Origin of the sequence: Ancylobacter oerskovii (genome assembly GCF_018390555.1) — a bacterium.
Classification (GTDB): Bacteria; Pseudomonadota; Alphaproteobacteria; order Rhizobiales; family Xanthobacteraceae; genus Ancylobacter; species Ancylobacter oerskovii.
Map to the genome: position 1 here is coordinate 388,143 of NZ_JAHBGB010000044.1, position 16,936 is coordinate 405,078.

At 69.2% G+C, this 16,936-nt stretch carries 14 protein-coding genes; 10 read left to right on the forward strand and 4 right to left on the reverse strand.

Going from position 1 to position 16,936, the window contains the following annotated elements; translation table 11 throughout:
- Positions 1 to 324 precede the first annotated feature (324 nt).
- The 3 genes from KHC19_RS22840 to KHC19_RS22850 all read left to right on the forward strand — a co-directional run bounded on the left by KHC19_RS22840 (position 325) and on the right by KHC19_RS22850 (position 4,152).
- Positions 325 to 1,032, forward strand: coding sequence for a TerC family protein (locus KHC19_RS22840; RefSeq protein WP_213355760.1), 708 nt, complete (start codon positions 325 to 327; stop codon positions 1,030 to 1,032).
- A gap of 161 nt (positions 1,033 to 1,193) precedes the next feature.
- Positions 1,194 to 1,946, forward strand: coding sequence for a TerC family protein (locus KHC19_RS22845; RefSeq protein ID WP_213355761.1), 753 nt, complete (start codon positions 1,194 to 1,196; stop codon positions 1,944 to 1,946).
- 61 nt (positions 1,947 to 2,007) lie between these two features.
- On the forward strand, positions 2,008 to 4,152 hold the full coding sequence (locus tag KHC19_RS22850; RefSeq protein ID WP_213355762.1) for a molybdopterin-containing oxidoreductase family protein: 2,145 nt from the start codon (positions 2,008 to 2,010) through the stop codon (positions 4,150 to 4,152).
- A gap of 372 nt (positions 4,153 to 4,524) precedes the next feature.
- On the opposite strand, the gene purN is transcribed toward KHC19_RS22850, so the two are convergent.
- From purN to KHC19_RS22865, 3 genes are all read right to left on the reverse strand, one after another.
- On the reverse strand, positions 4,525 to 5,199 hold the full coding sequence (gene purN / locus KHC19_RS22855; protein ID WP_213355763.1) for a phosphoribosylglycinamide formyltransferase: 675 nt from the start codon (positions 5,197 to 5,199) through the stop codon (positions 4,525 to 4,527).
- An 11-nt stretch (positions 5,200 to 5,210) separates the two neighbouring features.
- Positions 5,211 to 6,290 carry a phosphoribosylformylglycinamidine cyclo-ligase gene (gene purM, locus KHC19_RS22860; RefSeq protein ID WP_213355765.1) on the reverse strand — a complete coding sequence of 360 codons (1,080 nt, stop codon included), beginning with the start codon at positions 6,288 to 6,290 and terminating at the stop codon, positions 5,211 to 5,213.
- Between the two features lie 67 nt (positions 6,291 to 6,357).
- Complete coding sequence (locus KHC19_RS22865) at positions 6,358 to 7,503, reverse strand: benzoate/H(+) symporter BenE family transporter (protein ID WP_213356382.1); 1,146 nt, start codon at positions 7,501 to 7,503, stop codon at positions 6,358 to 6,360.
- A 323-nt stretch (positions 7,504 to 7,826) separates the two neighbouring features.
- Between KHC19_RS22865 and KHC19_RS22870 the strand changes: the two genes are divergently transcribed.
- From KHC19_RS22870 to KHC19_RS22895, 6 genes are all read left to right on the forward strand, one after another.
- Complete coding sequence (locus KHC19_RS22870) at positions 7,827 to 8,357, forward strand: CDP-alcohol phosphatidyltransferase family protein (RefSeq protein ID WP_213355767.1); 531 nt, start codon at positions 7,827 to 7,829, stop codon at positions 8,355 to 8,357.
- Between the two features lie 100 nt (positions 8,358 to 8,457).
- Positions 8,458 to 9,552: an AI-2E family transporter gene (locus KHC19_RS22875; RefSeq protein ID WP_213355768.1), complete on the forward strand. Its 1,095-nt coding sequence runs from the start codon at positions 8,458 to 8,460 to the stop codon at positions 9,550 to 9,552.
- Between the two features lie 4 nt (positions 9,553 to 9,556).
- Entirely contained in the window at positions 9,557 to 10,312 is a 756-nt protein-coding gene (locus KHC19_RS22880; protein WP_246549371.1) for a P-loop NTPase family protein, read from the forward strand.
- Between the two features lie 18 nt (positions 10,313 to 10,330).
- Positions 10,331 to 12,634, forward strand: a complete 2,304-nt coding sequence (locus KHC19_RS22885) for an RNA degradosome polyphosphate kinase (protein ID WP_378296972.1) — start codon at positions 10,331 to 10,333, stop codon at positions 12,632 to 12,634.
- A 4-nt stretch (positions 12,635 to 12,638) separates the two neighbouring features.
- Positions 12,639 to 14,153 carry a Ppx/GppA phosphatase family protein gene (locus tag KHC19_RS22890; protein WP_213355769.1) on the forward strand — a complete coding sequence of 505 codons (1,515 nt, stop codon included), beginning with the start codon at positions 12,639 to 12,641 and terminating at the stop codon, positions 14,151 to 14,153.
- Between the two features lie 192 nt (positions 14,154 to 14,345).
- Positions 14,346 to 15,149: a phytanoyl-CoA dioxygenase family protein gene (locus KHC19_RS22895; protein ID WP_213355770.1), complete on the forward strand. Its 804-nt coding sequence runs from the start codon at positions 14,346 to 14,348 to the stop codon at positions 15,147 to 15,149.
- A gap of 25 nt (positions 15,150 to 15,174) precedes the next feature.
- On the opposite strand, the gene rnd is transcribed toward KHC19_RS22895, so the two are convergent.
- Complete coding sequence (gene rnd, locus KHC19_RS22900) at positions 15,175 to 16,323, reverse strand: ribonuclease D (protein ID WP_213355771.1); 1,149 nt, start codon at positions 16,321 to 16,323, stop codon at positions 15,175 to 15,177.
- A gap of 141 nt (positions 16,324 to 16,464) precedes the next feature.
- On the opposite strand from rnd, the gene KHC19_RS22905 reads away from it, so the two are divergent.
- The gene (locus KHC19_RS22905; RefSeq protein ID WP_213355772.1) at positions 16,465 to 16,929 is read left to right on the forward strand and encodes a DUF992 domain-containing protein; all 465 of its coding nucleotides are present in this window, start codon (positions 16,465 to 16,467) and stop codon (positions 16,927 to 16,929) included.
- The last annotated feature ends 7 nt before the right edge of the window (positions 16,930 to 16,936 follow it).

Consider the following 16,936-nt stretch of genomic DNA (forward strand, 5'->3'; position numbering starts at 1 on the left):
CGTCCGGTCCTCCGGGCGGGGCGTTTCTTTTGCGGGCGCGAAGTCTTGTTGCGCGCGCAGCATCATTTAGGTCAGGAAATTTGCCTCCATGGGGTTGGCCCCTCCATGGATTATTATGTATGTTTCCCGAATGGGCGCTGCGGGGGTCCGGCCACAGGAGAAGTGGCCCGCAGCGGGGATGCCGTTATGGCGCGCCAAGAGCGCCCGGGAGTGGGCCCGCCGGAGCCACCTCCTCTTGCCTCACCGTAGCACGGCGCGCCAACGCCGAGGGAAAACCATAATCGTGTCTCGTCCGCGGGCGGACGAGCGGTGAGGGAAATCATCATGGACTATTTTGAGCCGCTGTTCTGGCTCGCGCTGGTCAAGATCATCTGGATCAACGTGCTGCTGTCGGGCGACAACGCCGTCGTCATCGCCATGGCCTGCCGGTCGCTCCCGGACAATATGCGCCGCTGGGGCATGATTCTCGGTGCCGGCGTGGCTGTCGGCATGCGTATCGTCTTCACGGCGATCATCGCGGTGCTGCTCGGGCTGCCCTGGCTGCGCATCGTCGGCTCGCTGGCGCTGATGTATATTGCCGTCGACTTGGTGGTGCCGGAAGGCGAGGACGGCGAGGGCGGCGTGCAGGCGCATGACAGTCTGTGGCGCGCGGTCGGCACCATCGCGGTGGCCGATCTGGTGATGAGCCTCGACAACGTCGTCGCCATCGCCGCGGTCGCCGACGGCAACTGGGTGCTGATCACCATCGGCCTGCTGATCTCCATTCCGATGATCGTGGCCGGTGCGGCGCTGATCATGTCGCTGCTGTCGCGCTTCCCGGCGCTGGTCTGGGCCGGTGCGGCGCTGCTCGGCTGGGTGGCCGGCGAAATGTTCGTGTCCGACATCAAGATCGCCGAATATCTGGGCGAGGCCTTCGTGCACAGCTTCGAATACCCGGCGGCGGCTCTTGGGGCGGCGCTGGTATTGCTCATCGGCTGGTTCATGGCGCGCCGCGTGGCTGCCGGCTCGGCGCGGCACGACGTAACGCACTGACACGGGCTGCGATTTCCCTCCGGCCGGCGCCCGCAGCTGAACAGGCTGCGGGCGCCTCCCGTTCAGGCAGAGGAATCTGGCACAAATAATTCCGTATGCCAGGACTGCCGGCCAGAAGAGGTGAAATCGTCCCGCTCACGGATACGACAAGAGAGGACGCGATGGATTTTTCTAGTCCCATATTCTGGGTCTCGCTGCTGCAGATCATCTGGATCGATCTGCTGCTGTCCGGCGACAATGCCGTCGTCATTGCGCTGGCCTGCCGGTCGCTGCCGGAGAAACAGCGCAAATGGGGTATCCTGCTCGGCGCGGCAGCGGCGGTCGGACTGCGCATCGTCTTTGCGCTTGCGGTCTCCTACCTGCTCGGCGTGCCGCTGCTGAAGGTGGTGGGCGCGCTGCTGCTGTTCTGGATCGCCATCAAGCTGGTGCTCGACGAAGGCGGCGACGGCCATCATGTCGAGAGCGCCGACAGCCTGTGGAAGGCGGTGCGCACCATCGCCATCGCGGACGCGGTGATGAGCCTTGACAATGTGGTGGCGATCGCCGCGGCGGCGCGCGGCCATGCCGAGCTGTTCATCTTCGGCCTGCTGCTCACCATCCCGCTGATCATCTTCGGTTCGCAGCTGATCCTGAAGCTGATCTCGCGCTTCCCGGTCCTGATCTGGTTCGGCGCGGCGCTGCTCGGCTGGATCGCCGGCGAGATGCTGGTGAGCGACAAGGTGGTGCTGGAAACCATGCAGAGCATGGCGCCGCAAATGGTTGAAACCATTGCGGATCCCGAGGATCCGGTCGGCCTGAAGCCCGCCGCCCTGCCGCATTATCTGGCGGCGGCGATCGGGGCGGCCTTCGTGGTGGCCTTCGGCTGGATCGTGAAGGGGCGGCGTTCCGACGCCGCGGTTTCCGGCTCGCACTAGCCGATCGATGACGTTCCAATGAGAGGAGCGCTCCGCTACGATGGTGGCGGAGCGCTTTTTCATGAATCAGCATACGTCCGCCGCCGAGATCTCTTCCGCCCGCATCGGCCATTCGGCCTGCCCGCACGACTGCCCCTCGACCTGCTCGCTGGAAATCGAGATATCCGGCAACAGGATAGGCCGTGTGCGCGGTTCGCGGGGAAACAGCTTCACCGCCGGGGTGATCTGCGCCAAGGTGGCGCGCTATGCCGAGCGGGCGCATCACCCGGACCGGCTGACCCAGCCGCTGCGACGCGCGGGGCCGAAGGGATCTGGCGCCTTCGAGCCGATTTCCTGGGACGAAGCGCTTGATATCGTTGCCGAAAAATTCCGCGAAGCCGAGGCGGCGCATGGCCCCGAGGCGGTGTGGCCCTATTATTATGCCGGCACGATGGGCCTCGTCATGCGCGACGGCATCAACCGGCTGACGCACGCCAAGGGATATTCGCGTTTCTTTTCAAGCATCTGCGTCAATCCGGCCTGGTCGGGATTCATGGCCGGGGCGGGGAGGTTGTCGGGGCCGGATCCGCGCGAGATGGCGCGGGCCGACCTCAACATCATCTGGGGCACCAATCCGGTCTCGACCCAGATTAACGTGATGACTCATGCGGTTAGGGCGCGCAAGGAACGCGGCGCGCCGATCGCGGTGGTGGATGTGTACCGCTCCCCGACCATGGAGCAGGCGGATATCCCCTTGATGATCCGCCCCGGCACCGACGGGGCGCTCGCCTGCGCGATCATGCATGTACTGTTCGCGGAAGGCTTCGCCGACCGGGCCTATCTCGCCCGATATGCCCGCGATGCCGAGGATTTCGAGGCGCATCTCGCCGGCAGGACGCCGGAATGGGCAAGCGCGATCACCGGATTGTCCGCCGAGGAAATCATTGATTTCGCTCGCTTGATCGGCCGGACGCCCCGAACCTTCATCCGCGCCGGCTACGGCTTCACCCGCTCCCGCAACGGGGCGGTGAACATGCATGCGGTGACGTGCATTCCCACCGTCACCGGCGCCTGGCAGCATGAGGGCGGCGGCGCCTTCCACTCCAATTCGGCGATCTTCGGCTGGAACAAAAGCCTGATCGAGGGCACCGACCTGCTGTCCGGTGCGGCGTACAATGCGGCCAATTCGTCCGGTGAGGCCAGAAAGCCGCGCGAGCTCGACCAGTCGCGCATCGGGGCCATCCTCTGCGGCGAGGAGGAGGCGCTGGCCGGCGGGCCGAAGGTCGCTGCCCTGCTCATCCAGAACACCAACCCGGTGACCATCGCCCCCGACCAGCAGAAGGTACGCGCCGGCTTCGCCCGCGAGGATCTGTTCGTCGTCGTGCACGAGCAGTTCATGACCGAGACGGCGGCGATGGCGGACATCGTGCTGCCGGCGACCATGTTCACCGAGCATGACGATGTCTACCAGGGCGGCGGCAACCAGTATGTCACCCTCGGCCCCAAGCTGGTGGAGCCGCCGGGTGAGTGCCGCTCCAACCACGAGGTGATCTGCGCGCTGGCCGAGCGGCTGGGGGCGCGGCATCGCGGCTTCGACATGACCGCCCGCGAGATCGTCGACTGGACCCTGCAGGCCACCGGGCGCGGCAGCTTCGAGGAGCTGGAGGAAAAGCACTTCCTCGACGTGCAGCCGGATTTCGAGACGGCGCATTTCCTCAAGGGCTTCAACTGGCCGGACGGCAAGTTCCGGCTGAAGCCGGACTGGGCGAAGGTGCCGTTCAAATCCCCCGGCAAGTTCGGCCCGGTGGCCGACATGCCGTCCTTTCCCGACCATTGGGCGGTGATCGAGGAGGCGACGGAGGCCTATCCGTTCCGGCTGGTCACGGCACCGGCGCGCAGCTTCCTGAACTCCACCTTCACCGAGACGCCCGGCTCGCTCGCCCGCGAGAAGCGGCCGACGCTGCTGATCCACCCGGAAGACGCCGCCGCGCTCGGCGTGGCGGAGGACGACATGGTGGAGGTCGCCAGCGCCCGCGGCGCGGTGCGGCTGCATGCGGTGCCGTTCGACGGGCTGCGGCGCGGCGTGGTGGTGGCGGAATCGATCTGGCCGAACGGGCGACATGTCGGCGGGCGCGGCATCAACACGCTGACCGGCGCCGATCCGGTGGCGCCGGTGGGCGGCGCGGCGCTGCACGACAACCGGGTGCGGGTTGCCCGGGTGGGGTGAAGGGCGCTTTTCCGGGATGCCGGGCGGCGGAGGGGCTGCGTGCGTCGGGGCCTGCTTGAGGTCAAGGGCGCCTCTCGTCTCGAATGTCTGACCCAGAATTGCCGACAGCGTGTCGAAGGCCCCCGTTCTCTGAGGGGACGTTTTTAGTCCACGGTCTTTCCCGCTCACCGACCCGCTTTGCGGGCGGCCTCTCCCCGACAAGGGAGGGGGAACTGCGTGCCGGACCTATTGCGTGTCGGAGCCTGAGATGCGGCCGCGGCGAGCCTTGAAGGGTGTCCGGTAAAGCGCACCCGGACGAGCCTCCTTCGAGGCCCGGCCGATGGCCGGGCACCTCAGTATGAGGGGGCTCCTTCGGTCAGGCCCGAAGGCCGGTCAGCCGGCGGGCGGCGGCACCACGAGGGCGTGACCGGCCAACTCGAACTCGTCGACGCGCACCACATTGTCCTCGATGCGGGCGCGGCCCTCGCAGACGAGGCGCAGCGCCGCCGGGTAGATGACGTGCTCCTGCGCCAGCACGCGGGCGCCGAGCGCCTCCGGCGTGTCGCCCTCCAGCACCGGCACGGCGGCCTGCATGATGATCGGGCCGACATCCATCTCCGGCGTGACGAAATGCACGGTGCAGCCGTGGATCTTCACCCCCTCGGCCAGCGCCCGCTCATGGGTGTGCAGGCCCTTGAAGCTCGGCAGCAGCGCCGGATGGATGTTGATCATCCGCCCCTGCCATTTGCGGGTGAAGCCGGGGGTGAGCAGGCGCATGAAGCCGGCGAGGCAGACGAGATCGATCTGCTCGGCTTCGAGCGTGGCGTCGAGGACGGCGTCGAAGGCGGCGCGGTCGGGCTTGCCGGAAGGATCGCGGAACGCGGTGTGATCGATGGCGCGGGCCGGGATGCCCGCCGCCTGCGCGCGGGCGAGGCCATGCGCCTCCGGCCGGTTGGAGATCACGCAGGCGATCTCGCCGGGAAAGCCGGGGGCGGCGGCCGCCTCGATCAGCGACATCATGTTGGAGCCGCGCCCGGAGATCAGCACGGCGATGCGGGGGCGGCTCACGGCGGCAAGGCTCACAGCGGGCAGGCCAGATCGAGCGCGCCGTCATAGACGACATGCGCCGCGCCCTCGCCGGGCTCGATGGCGCCGAGATGGATCACCTCCTCGCCCTGGTCGGCTAAGGCGTCGGCCACCGTCTCGGCATGCTCGCAGGCGCAGACCACCACCATGCCGATGCCGCAATTGAAGGCGCGCAGCATCTCCTCCGCTGCGACGCCGCCGGTCTGCGCCAGCCAGCGGAACACCGGCGGCACCGGCAGGCCGTCGAGGTCGATGCGCCCGATGGTGCCCTTGGGCAGCACGCGCGGCAGGTTCTCGGTGAGCCCGCCGCCGGTGATGTGGGCGAGCGCCTTCACCTTGCCGGTCTCGCGGATCACCGACAGCGCCGGCTTCACATAGAGCCGGGTGGGGGTGAGCAGCGCCTCGCCGAGCGACTGGCCGGCGTGGAAGGGCGCCGGGGCATCCCAGGAGAGGCCGGATAATTCGACGATGCGGCGCACCAGAGAATAGCCGTTGGAATGCACGCCGGAGGAGGCGAGGCCGAGCAGCACGTCGCCGGGCGCGATGTCCGGGCGCGGCAGCAGCTCGCCGCGCTCCACCGCGCCGACCGAGAAGCCGGCGAGGTCGTAGTCGCCCTCGGCATACATGCCGGGCATTTCGGCGGTCTCGCCGCCGATCAGCGCGCAGCCGGATTCGGTGCAGCCCTTGGCGATGCCGGCGACGATCTTCGCCCCGACCTCGGGGGCGAGCTTGCCGGTGGCGAAATAGTCGAGGAAGAACAAGGGCTCGGCGCCCTGCACCACCAGGTCGTTGACGCACATGGCGACGAGGTCGACGCCGATGGTGTCGTGGCGGCCGGTTTCGATGGCGATCTTCAGCTTGGTGCCGACGCCGTCGGTGGTGGCGACGATCAGGGGATCCTTGAAGCCGGCGGCCCTGGGATCGAACACGCCGCCGAAGCCGCCGATATCGGCATCGGCGCCGGGGCGGCGGGTGGCCTTCACCAGCGGCTTGATGAGGTCGACGAGCCGGTTGCCGGCATCGATGTCGACGCCCGCGTCGCGATAGCTGAGACCCTGGCCGTTGCCGCTCATGTTGCGCCCTCTCACGAAAGCTCGCGGATTAGCCGCTAATCGGGCGGGGGGCAAGTATGGGGGCGGTTCAGTGCCGCCCGGCGCGGTCGATGCCGAGCGCGGCGAGGCCGGCGGCCAGCCCCCAGAAGGCCGAGCCGATGCCGAGCATCGACACGCCGGAAGCGGTCACCGCCAGCGTCAGCACCGCCGGAAAGCGGCGCGTGCCGTCGGCCATGGCGGTGCCGAGCGCGTTCACCAGCGGCCCGAGCAAGGCGAGGCCGGCGAAGGCGGCGATGAGGCCGGCCGGCAGCGCGGCGATCAGCGCCACCAGCGAGGCGCCGCCGGCGGCGAGCACCAGATAGGACAGCGCGTAGAACGGGCTGGCCAGCCAGCGCTTGCCCGGATCGGGATGGGTGTCCGGCCCGGTGCAGATCGAGGCGGTGATGGCGGCGAGGTTGGAGGTGAGCGAGCCGAAGAAGGCGGTGACCAGCGAGGACAGCCCGGTGACGGCCAGGATCGGCGGGGTGGGCGGCCGGTAGCCGGCGGCCTGCAGCACCGCGAGGCCGGGCAGGTTCTGCGAGGCCATGGTGACGATGTAGAGCGGCACGCCGACGCCGATCAGCGCCTGCGCATCGAATGCCGGCCAGATGAACGTCAGCACCGGCGCCGGGACGGCGTCCGGCAGCGGCCCGACGCGGCCGAGGAAGAAGGCCAGCGCGATGCCCAGCGCCAGGATCGCCAGCACCGCGCCGAAGGGGCTGATGCGCCGGGCGACGAGGAACATCGCGATGAGCGGCAGCACCAGCAGCGGGTCGGCCTGGGCGGAGGTGAACACGGCGGCGCAGAAGCGGAACAGCACGCCGGCCAGCATGGCGGCGGCGATGGCGACCGGCAGCCGCTGCACCAGCGCGCCGAGCGGCTTCACCGCCGCGGTGACGAGGATGAGCCCGGCGACGAGGAGGAAGGCGCCGACCGCGGTGTGCGGCGTGAGGCCGTGCGAGCCGGCGATCAGCGCCGCGCCCGGCGTCGACCAGGCGGTGATGATCGGCATGCGGTAGCGCCAGCCGAGGAAGGCGGAGGTCGCCGCCATCGACAGGCACAGGCCGATCACCGCCGAGGAGATCTGATCCGGGCTCGACCCCACCGCCTGGGCGGCGGCGACAATGAGGGCGAGCGTGCCGCCGAAGCCGACCAGCGCCGCGACGATGGCGGAGGTGACGACGGAGGCGCGCAGGGCGGGAGACGACGGATCGGACGAGGCGGCGGGCATGGCGGGCACCACGGCAGAAGGCAGGAGGAGCCTTGTGCCATGCCGGAGCGGCGGCGTCACGCAGGCGGCGTCATGCAGGCGGCACCCGCCTCGGGTCGGCCGGCCCGGGGGGCCTTCCGAAGCCTGGCCGGCGGGGGGCGGGGCGCCGGCGCGGCGTCCTCATGGGCGCCGCATGGGGAGGGGCAACGATGGCCGCAACGAGGGCCGTGTGGGACGGCCGGGCTCCCGCTCGCCTTGGCAAGCCCGATGGCCGACACTATGTCGGGCAGAGAGGAGCCCCGCCCGACGTGAACCTTCCCAATACCATCACCGTCCTGCGTCTGTTCGCCGTGCCGGCGGTGGTGTGGGCCATTGCCGACGGCCGCATCGCGCTCGCCTTCTGGATCTTCCTCGCCGCCGGCATCTCCGACGCCGTGGACGGCTTCATCGCCCGGCATTTCGACATGCAGAGCGAGCTCGGTGCCTATCTCGACCCGGTGGCGGACAAGGCGCTGCTGGTATCGATCTATGTGGCGCTGGCGCTGGCGGGCCAGGTGCCCGGCTGGCTGGCGCTCGCCGTGGTGGTGCGCGACGTGCTGATCGTCGGCGCGGTGGCGGCCGCCTTCGCGATGGAGAAGCCGGTGACGATCCGGCCGCTGATCGTCTCCAAGCTCAACACCGCGGCGCAGATCGGCTTCGCGGCGCTGATGCTGGGCGCGCGGGGCTTCGACATCCCGATCGGCCATGCCTATCAGGTGGGCCTGGTGCTGGTGGCCGGCCTTACCGCCCTGTCCGCGCTCGCCTATCTTTTCGAGTGGAGCCGGCACCTCGCCCGCTGAATTGCGGGGAGACGCGATCGCGCCGCCATGATTTTCCTGTATCAATGCCGGTGACGGGGGCGCGAAAGCGCGGCGCGAACACAAGGATCGGTCGAACCGCATGATGTGGCACAAGCAGGTGACGTTCTGGCTGAGCTTCCTGACGGCCATCGTGCTGATCTGCTGGCTGCTCTCGGGCGTGCTGCTGCCCTTCGTCGCCGGCCTGGCGCTGGCCTATTTCCTCAACCCGGTGACGACGCATCTGGAGCGCCTCGGCGTCAACCGGCTGGTGGCGTCGCTGGTCACGATCGCGCTGACGCTGCTGGTCGGCATCCTCCTGCTGCTGCTGGTGGTGCCGATCTTCGGCGCCCAGTTCTCCGCCTTCCTGGAGCGGCTGCCGGAATACATCGTCAAGCTGCAGAACATGGCGACCGGGGAGGGCGCGCGCTGGCTGAAAGCGGCGATAGGCGACCGGCTGCCCAACATCCAGCAGAGCCTGAGCCAGCTGGTGACGCAGGGCGCCTCCTATATTCTCGGCTTCGTGCAATCGATCTGGACCGGCGGGCAGGCACTGATCTCGCTGTTCTCGCTGGTAGTGATCACCCCGGTCGTCGCCTTCTATCTGCTAAACGACTGGAACGACATGGTGGCCAAGGTGGATTCCTGGCTGCCGGTGAAGAATCGCGACAAGATCCGTGAGATCGCCCGCGATATGGACCGCGCCATCGCCGGCTTCGTGCGCGGGCAATCGCTGGTGTGCCTGATCCTCGGCGCCTTCTACGCGATGAGCCTGACGCTGGCCGGGCTGAACTTCGGCTTCGTCATCGGCCTCGTCTCCGGCATCATCACCTTCATCCCCTATGTCGGCTCGCTCACCGGGCTGCTGCTGGCCGGCGGCGTCGCCATCGTGCAGTTCTTCCCGGACTACACGATGATCGGCCTCGTCATCGGCATCTTCGTCTTCGGCCAGTTCATCGAGGGCTACATCCTCTCGCCCAAGCTGGTGGGCGACAGCGTCGGCCTGCACCCGGTGTGGCTGATGTTCGCCCTGCTGGCCTTTGGCTACCTGCTCGGCTTCCTCGGCCTGTTGCTCGCCGTGCCGCTGGCCGCGGCGGTGGGGGTGCTGGTGCGCTTCGCCATCCGCCAATATCTCGACAGCCCGCTCTACACCGGCGAGGAAGAGGGCGAGCCCGATGCCGGCCCCGAGGTCCGCTGAAGCCATGCCCGTGCGTGACGTGCCCGCCCGCCAGCTGCCGCTGGACCTGCCGCCGATGGAAAACCGCAGCCGCGCCGACTTCCTCGTCGGCCCGGCCAACGAGCCGGCGCTGGCGCTGATCGACGGCTGGCCGCACTGGCCGGCGCGGGCGGTGGCGATCACCGGCCCGGCGGGGGCCGGCAAGTCGCATCTCGCCGCGCTGTTCGCCGAGGCGAGCGGCGCCCGCATCGTGCCGGCGGCGGCGCTGCGGCGCGAGACGGTGCCCGAGGCGCTGGCGGCGGGGGCGCTGGTGCTGGAAGATCTCGGCGAAGGGGGCCTCGACGAGGCGGCGCTGTTCCACCTGCTCAACCTGGTGGGCGAGCAGCAGGCGCATCTGCTCGTCACCTCCCGCCAGCTGCCGGCGGTGCTCGCCGGGACGCTGGCCACCCGCGACCTCGCCTCGCGGCTGCGGGCGATGCCGGCGGTGCGGCTGGGCGCGCCGGACGACGCGCTGCTGGCGGCGGTGGCGGTGAAGCTGTTCGCCGACCGGCAGATCACCCCCGACGAGGCGCTGATCGGCTACCTGATGGCGCGCGTCGAGCGGTCCTACGCCGCCATCGGCGCGCTGATCGCCGAGCTCGACCGCGAGGCGCTGGCGCGCAAGCGGCCACTGACCCGGGCGCTCGCCGCCGAATTGCTGCGGGCGCGCGCCGAACCGGACGCGGAAGATGACGGCCGCGCTGCCGGGGACCACCGGGATACGGCCGATGAAGGGGATTGACCGTAGGTGAAGCGTTCTATGTCATCCAACCGTCACGCGGCGCAGCGATTTTCCCGCCGAAACAAAGTGCCCAAGCCTGCCCGGCGCAGCGCCCGAAAGACCGAGCCGACAGCCGTGATGGAGACCGAAATGGCGACGACCGAAGCGAATGCACCCGTGCCGGCCGCTGTCCAGCGGCCGCTCGAGGACGACCTGATGACCTCGCCGGACCGCTTCATCAACCGCGAGCTCTCCTGGCTGCAGTTCAACCGCCGCGTGCTGGAGGAAGCCTCCAACCGCGCGCATCCGGTCCTCGAGCAGCTGCGCTTCCTGTCGATCTCGGCGAATAATCTCGACGAGTTCTTCATGGTGCGGGTGGCCGGGCTGAAGGAGCAACTGCGCGAGGGCTTCACCGGCAAGAGCCCGGACGGGCTCACCCCGGGCGAGCAATTGCCGCTGATCGCCGCCGCGGTCGCCGAGCTGGCCCACGACCAGCAGACGCGCTGGCGCGAGCTGCGCGGCGAGCTGGTCGATGCCGGCATCGTGCTGGTGGACGGCGCCGGGGTGGAGAAGGGCGACCGGGCGGTGCTCGACGAGTTCTTCCTCAGCCGCGTCTTTCCCGTGCTGACCCCGCTCGCCATCGACCCGGCGCATCCCTTCCCCTTCATCCCCAATCTCGGCTTCTCGCTGGCCCTGCAGCTGGCGCGCATCCATGACGGGCGCCGGATGAACGCGCTGATCCGCGTGCCGGCCAAGATCGACCGCTTCATCCGCCTGCCGGACGGCGAGGGCGGGGCGGCCCGCTTCATCACGCTGGAGCAGATGATCGGCCTGTTCATCGGCCGCCTGTTCCCCGGCTACCAGGTGAAGGGTCATGGCGGCTTCCGCGTCATCCGCGACAGCGACCTCGAAGTGGAGGAAGAGGCCGAGGACCTGATGCACCTGTTCGAGACCGCGCTGAAGCGCCGCCGCCTCGGGCAGGTGATCCGCATGGAGATCGACGCCTCCATGCCGGAGGAGCTGCGCAGCTTCGTCGCCCGCGAGCTCGGCGTCGCCGAGGACGAGATCTTCCTCGTCGAGGGCGTGCTGGCGCTGAACGAGTTCAGCCAGCTGGTCGGCATCGACCGGCCCGACCTCAAGTTCAAGCCCTACAACCCGCGCTTCCCCGAGCGCATCCGCGACCATGCCGGCGACTGCTTCGCGGCGATCCGCGAGAAGGACCTCGTGGTCCACCACCCCTACGAATCCTTCGACGTGGTGGTGCAGTTCCTGCGGCAGGCGGCGCGCGACCCGAACGTGGTCGCCATCAAGCAGACGCTGTACCGCACCTCCTCCGACAGCCCGATCGTCAAGGCGCTGGCCGAGGCGGCGGAGGCCGGCAAGTCGGTCACCGCGCTGGTGGAGCTGAAGGCGCGCTTCGACGAGGAGGCGAACATACGCTGGGCGCGCGACCTGGAACGCGCCGGCGTGCAGGTGGTGTTCGGCTTCCTGGAGCTGAAGACCCACGCGAAACTCTCGCTCGTCGTGCGGCGCGAGGGCGGGGCGCTGGCCAGCTACTGCCATGTCGGCACCGGCAACTACCACCCGATCACCGCGCGCATCTACACGGATCTGTCCTTCTTCACCGCCGACCCGGTGATCGGCCGCGACGTGGCGCGGATCTTCAATTTCATCACCGGCTATGCCGAGCCCGCCGAGCTGGAGGCGATGTCGGTGTCGCCGCTGACGCTGAAGTCGCGCATCCTCGACCATATCGACGCCGAGATCGGCTTCGCCAAGGCCGGCAAGCCGGCGGCGATCTGGCTGAAGATGAACGCGCTGGTGGACCCCACCGTCATCGACGCGCTCTACCGGGCGAGCCAGGCCGGCGTCGCGGTGGACATCGTGGTGCGCGGCATCTGCTGCCTGCGCCCCGGCGTGCCCGGCTTCTCCGACAACATAAGGGTGAAGTCGATCGTCGGGCGCTTCCTCGAGCACCCGCGCATCTACTGCTTCGGCAACGGCCACGGCCTGCCGCATGCCGAGGCGGCGGTCTACATCTCCTCCGCCGACCTGATGCCGCGCAACCTCGACCGGCGCGTGGAATCGCTGTGCCCGATCACCAATCCGACGGTGCACATGCAGATCCTCGACCAGATCATGGTCGCCAATTTCGAGGACAACCAGCAGAGCTGGCGCATCTTGCCGGACGGCTCCTCGCAACGCATAGTGGTGGAAGAGGGGATCGAGCCCTTCAACGCGCAGCAGTACTTCATGACCAACCCGAGCCTCTCGGGTCGGGGCAAGTCGCTCAAGGAATCCTCGCCGCGCAACCTCGTGCGTCGCCGCGGCCGCAATACGTGACAGCATGACAAATGAGACCCACGAGGCCCATAGCGGCCTCGTCCAAGGCACGCCGGTCGCGGTGATCGACATCGGCTCCAATTCCGTACGCCTCGTCGTCTATGAGAGGCTGGCGCGCTCGCCGACGCCGATCTTCAACGAGAAGGCCTCCTGCGCGCTCGGCCGCGAGGTGGCGACCACCGGCCGGCTGAACGCCGACGCGGTGGCCAAGGCGCTCGCCGCGCTCACCCGCTTCCGCGCCCTGTGCGACCGCATGGGCGTGGGCAGCGTGCGGGTGATCGCCACCGCCGCCGCGCGCGACGCCGAGAACGGCGGCGAGTTCATCGCCGCCTGCACCGAGATCTGCCGCACCGAGGTGGAGCTGCTCTCCGGCAAGCGCGAGGCGCAGCTCTCCGCGCTCGGCATCATCTCCGGCGTGCATCACGCCAATGGCGTGGTCGGCGATCTCGGCGGCGGCTCGCTGGAGCTTGCCGACGTGCACGGCCAGCATATCGGCGCCGGCGTGACCTTCCAGCTCGGCGGCCTCGCCTTGCAGGAGCGCTCCGGCCGCTCGCTGAAGAAGGCCGACAAGATCGTCAAGGATGCGCTCGCCAAGGAAACCCGGCTGGAGCACCTGAAGGGGCGCACCTTCTACGCGGTGGGCGGCACCTGGCGCGCGCTGGCGCGGCTGCACATGTTCCAGCGCGGCTACCCGCTGCATGTGATGCACGGCTACATCATGCCGGCCAAGGAAGCGCTGGAATATGTGCGCCTGCTGCGCCGGGTGCCGATCGACACGCTGTCGCGCATCGAGACGGTGTCGGACGTGCGCCGGCCGCTGCTGGCCTATGGTGCCGTGGTGCTGGAGCACATCCTGCGCATCGGCAAGCCGGCGAATGTGTACATCTCGGCGCAGGGCGTGCGCGAGGGCCTGCTGTTCGAGGCGCTGTCCGAGCGCGAGCGCAAGATCGACCCGCTGATCGCCGCCTCGGCCGAACTCAACGAGCTGCGCTCGCGCTCGCCGCTGCATGGCGAGGAGCTGTTCGCCTGGACCGACCGCTTCATGGCGAGCTCCGGCATCGAGGAGAGCCAGGAGGAGAGGCGGCTGCGCCACGCTGCCTGCCTGCTCGCCGATATCGGCTGGCGGGCGCATCCCGATTATCGCGGCGAGCAGAGCCTCAACCTGATCGCCCACGCCTCCTTCATCGGCCTCGACCATCCCGGCCGCGCCTTCCTGGCGCTGGCGATCTACTACCGGCACATGGGGCTGGTCGACGAGGACCTGTCGCCGCGCATCCGCGAGCTGGTCTCGACCCGGCTGCTGGACCGGGCGCGCATCCTCGGCGCGGCGATGCGGGTGGGCTACATCCTCTCCGCCGCCATGCCGGGCACGCTGCCGGTGGCGCCGATGACGGTCGACAAGGGCCGGCTGGTGCTGCATCTCGAGGGCAATCTCGCGCCGCTCGCCGGCGAGCGCGTGCTCAGCCGCCTGCGCTCGCTGGCCCGGCTGATCGGCCGCGAACCGGTGGTGGTGACGTAGGGATTGCCGGTGCGTGGCGGGCAGGCGCCGGGCGGCAGGCTTGCCGGCCGGCCGCTCCCGGCCTAGCCTTGCGGCATGATGATCATGTCCTCTTTCTTCCCGCTTGCCTGACCGGACCGCCGCGCTGCGCGCGGCATGAACCGACAGGTATCAACGGCGCCGCCCTGCGGCCGCCGAACGGGACGCATCGACATGTCAAACATTCCCGCACCGGGCCTGGAGACGGCCTGGATCGAGCCTTTCATCGACAAGGGGTTCCTGCGGCTGGACGGCGCGTTCAGCCGCGCGCTCGCCCGCGAGGGGCGCGAAGCACTGTGGAGCGCCATCGGGAGCGCCATGGGCCTCTCCCCGCACGCGCCGGCCGGCTGGACGCAACCGGTGGTTCGGCTCGGTTTCCAGAGCGGCCGGCCCTTCGTCGAGGCGGCGAACACGCCGCGCCTGCATGCCGCCTATGACGCACTGGCGGGAGAGGGGCGCTGGATCGCTCCCGCCGGGCTCGGCACCTTCCCGATCCGCTTTCCCTCGCCGGACGATCCCGGCGATGCCGGCTGGCATGTCGATGCGAGCTTCGGCACCGGGAACCCGGACTTCATGCAGTGGCGCGTCAATGTCAGGAGCCGGGGGCGGGCGCTGCTGATGCTGTTCCTGTTCTCCGATGTCGGGCCGGACGATGCACCGACCCGCCTCCGCATCGGCTCGCACGCCGCCATCGCCCGACGCCTGCTGCCGCATGGCGAGGAGGGGATGACGCTGGCGGAACTGGCGGCGGACGATTTCGCGCAGACGGCGGCCCTACCCGAGGCACTGGCGACCGGGGAGGCAGGCACGGTCTATCTCTGCCATCCGTTCCTGGTGCACGCGGCGCAGCCGCATCGCGGCCATGCGCCGCGCTTCCTGGCGCAGCCGCCCTTGCTGCCGAAGGGGCCGTTCGATCCCGCGCAGCCGCCGTCGCCGGTGCAGATCGCCATCCGCAAGGCCTGCGGGCTGCCCCGCTAGGCCCGGACGGGCGGCAAGCGGGGTGCTATCGATCCAGCGCGATCACCCGGCCGCGCTGCATGGCGAGGGCGAGGCGGCCCTCCTTCAGGGCGAGTGCCTTCTCGCCGAACAGCTCGCGCCGCCAGCCGGCGAGCGCGGGCACTTCCGGCTCGTGATCGGCGGCGATGCGCTCGAGATCGTCCACGGTGGCGATCACCTTGGCGGCGACGCCGTGCTGCTCGGAGGTCATGCGCAGCAGCACCTTCAGCAGTTCCACCGTCGCCGAGGCGCCGTTGGAGAGCGGGCGCTCGCGCTCGATCATCGGCAGCGTCTTCGGGTCGCGCTCCAGGCCGGCGCGCACCGCTTCCAGGATCTGCTCGCCGGTGCGCGAGCGCTCGAAGCCCTTCGGGATCGAGCGCAGGCCGGCAAGGCGCTCCGGCGTGGTCGGGTGCTGGGCGGCGATCTCGCCGAGCACCTCGTCCTTGAGGATGCGCGAGCGGGGAATGTCGCGCGACTGCGCCTCGCGCTCGCGCCAGGCGGCGACTTCCATCAGCACCGCGAGGTCCTTCGGCTTGCGCACCCGCGAGCGCAGCCGCTCCCAGGCCCGCTCCGGCTCCTGGCGATAGGTGTCGGGCGAGGTGAGCACCGCCATCTCCTCCGTCACCCACTCGCTGCGGCCACGCTTGGCGAGATCGGCGTCGAGCTTGCGGTAGACGTCGCGCAGATGGGTGACGTCGGCCTCGGCATAGGTGATCTGCGCCGCCGAGAGCGGGCGGCGCGACCAGTCGGTGAAGCGCAGCGACTTGTCGAGCACCGCGCCGGTGAGGCGCTGCACCAGCTGGTCGTAGGAGATGCTGTCGCCATGGCCGAGCACCATCGCCGCCACCTGGGTGTCGAACACCGGATGCGGGATGATGCCGGCGAGATGCCAGACGATCTCGATGTCCTGCCGCCCGGCGTGGAACACCTTCAGAACCTGCTCGTTCGCCATCAGATCGAACAGCGGCGCGAGGTCGATTCCCTCGGCGATGGCGTCGACCACCACCGCCTCCTCGGTGGAGGCGAGCTGCACCACGCAGAGCTTCGGCCAGAAGGTGCTCTCGCGCAGGAACTCGGTGTCGACGGTGACGAAGGGATGCCGGGAAAGGCGTTCGCACGCGGCGGCGAGGGAATCGGTGGTCGTGATCATGTCCATAGTGGCAATTTCATAGCGGAAGAAACCGCCGGAAACGACCGCGAATTCGGCATGACCTTGCGAAAGCGTTAACCATCCTGCGCTAGGGTCCGCCGGCATCAGCGCCCGCCGGCCGGCCGGCTCCAACAGGAAACCCCGATCATGAAGAAGACGCTTCTCGTTCTCGCCTTCGCGGCGGCTGCCGCCAGCGCCCCGGCCTCGGCGAAGGAGCGCGTGGATGCCGGCGTGCTGGTGTGCAGCGTCGGTTCCTCGATCAGCATGATCGTGTCGTCGAAGCAGGAGCTGAGCTGCACCTTCAAGCCGGTGAACGGCCCGGACGTCAACTACAAGGGCGTGATCAGCCGCGTCGGCCTCGACCTCGGCGTCACCGGGGCGGGCATGATGACCTGGGGCGTGGCCTCGCTGACCAAGAAGGTGACCCCGGCCGCGCTCGCCGGCAAATATGCCGGCGTCTCCGCCGACGTGGCGCTGGGCGTCGGCGTCGGCGCCAATGCGCTGGTGGGTACCGACAAGTCGATCGCACTCAACCCGATTTCGGTCGAGGGCAATATCGGCGCCTCGCTGGCGCTGGGCGTCGCCGAGATGACGCTGACCTACCTGCCGTGATCGCGCC

Coding starts and splice junctions, on each gene's coding strand:
- KHC19_RS22840 (WP_213355760.1), top strand. CDS start 325: ATGGACTATTTTGAGCCGCTGTTCTGGCTCGCGCTGGTCAAGATCATC.
- KHC19_RS22845 (WP_213355761.1), top strand. CDS start 1,194: ATGGATTTTTCTAGTCCCATATTCTGGGTCTCGCTGCTGCAGATCATC.
- KHC19_RS22850 (WP_213355762.1), top strand. CDS start 2,008: ATGAATCAGCATACGTCCGCCGCCGAGATCTCTTCCGCCCGCATCGGC.
- purM (WP_213355765.1), bottom strand. CDS start 6,290: ATGAGCGGCAACGGCCAGGGTCTCAGCTATCGCGACGCGGGCGTCGAC.
- KHC19_RS22875 (WP_213355768.1), top strand. CDS start 8,458: ATGATGTGGCACAAGCAGGTGACGTTCTGGCTGAGCTTCCTGACGGCC.
- KHC19_RS22880 (WP_246549371.1), top strand. CDS start 9,557: ATGCCCGTGCGTGACGTGCCCGCCCGCCAGCTGCCGCTGGACCTGCCG.
- KHC19_RS22885 (WP_378296972.1), top strand. CDS start 10,331: ATGTCATCCAACCGTCACGCGGCGCAGCGATTTTCCCGCCGAAACAAA.
- KHC19_RS22890 (WP_213355769.1), top strand. CDS start 12,639: ATGACAAATGAGACCCACGAGGCCCATAGCGGCCTCGTCCAAGGCACG.
- KHC19_RS22895 (WP_213355770.1), top strand. CDS start 14,346: ATGTCAAACATTCCCGCACCGGGCCTGGAGACGGCCTGGATCGAGCCT.
- rnd (WP_213355771.1), bottom strand. CDS start 16,323: ATGGACATGATCACGACCACCGATTCCCTCGCCGCCGCGTGCGAACGC.
- KHC19_RS22905 (WP_213355772.1), top strand. CDS start 16,465: ATGAAGAAGACGCTTCTCGTTCTCGCCTTCGCGGCGGCTGCCGCCAGC.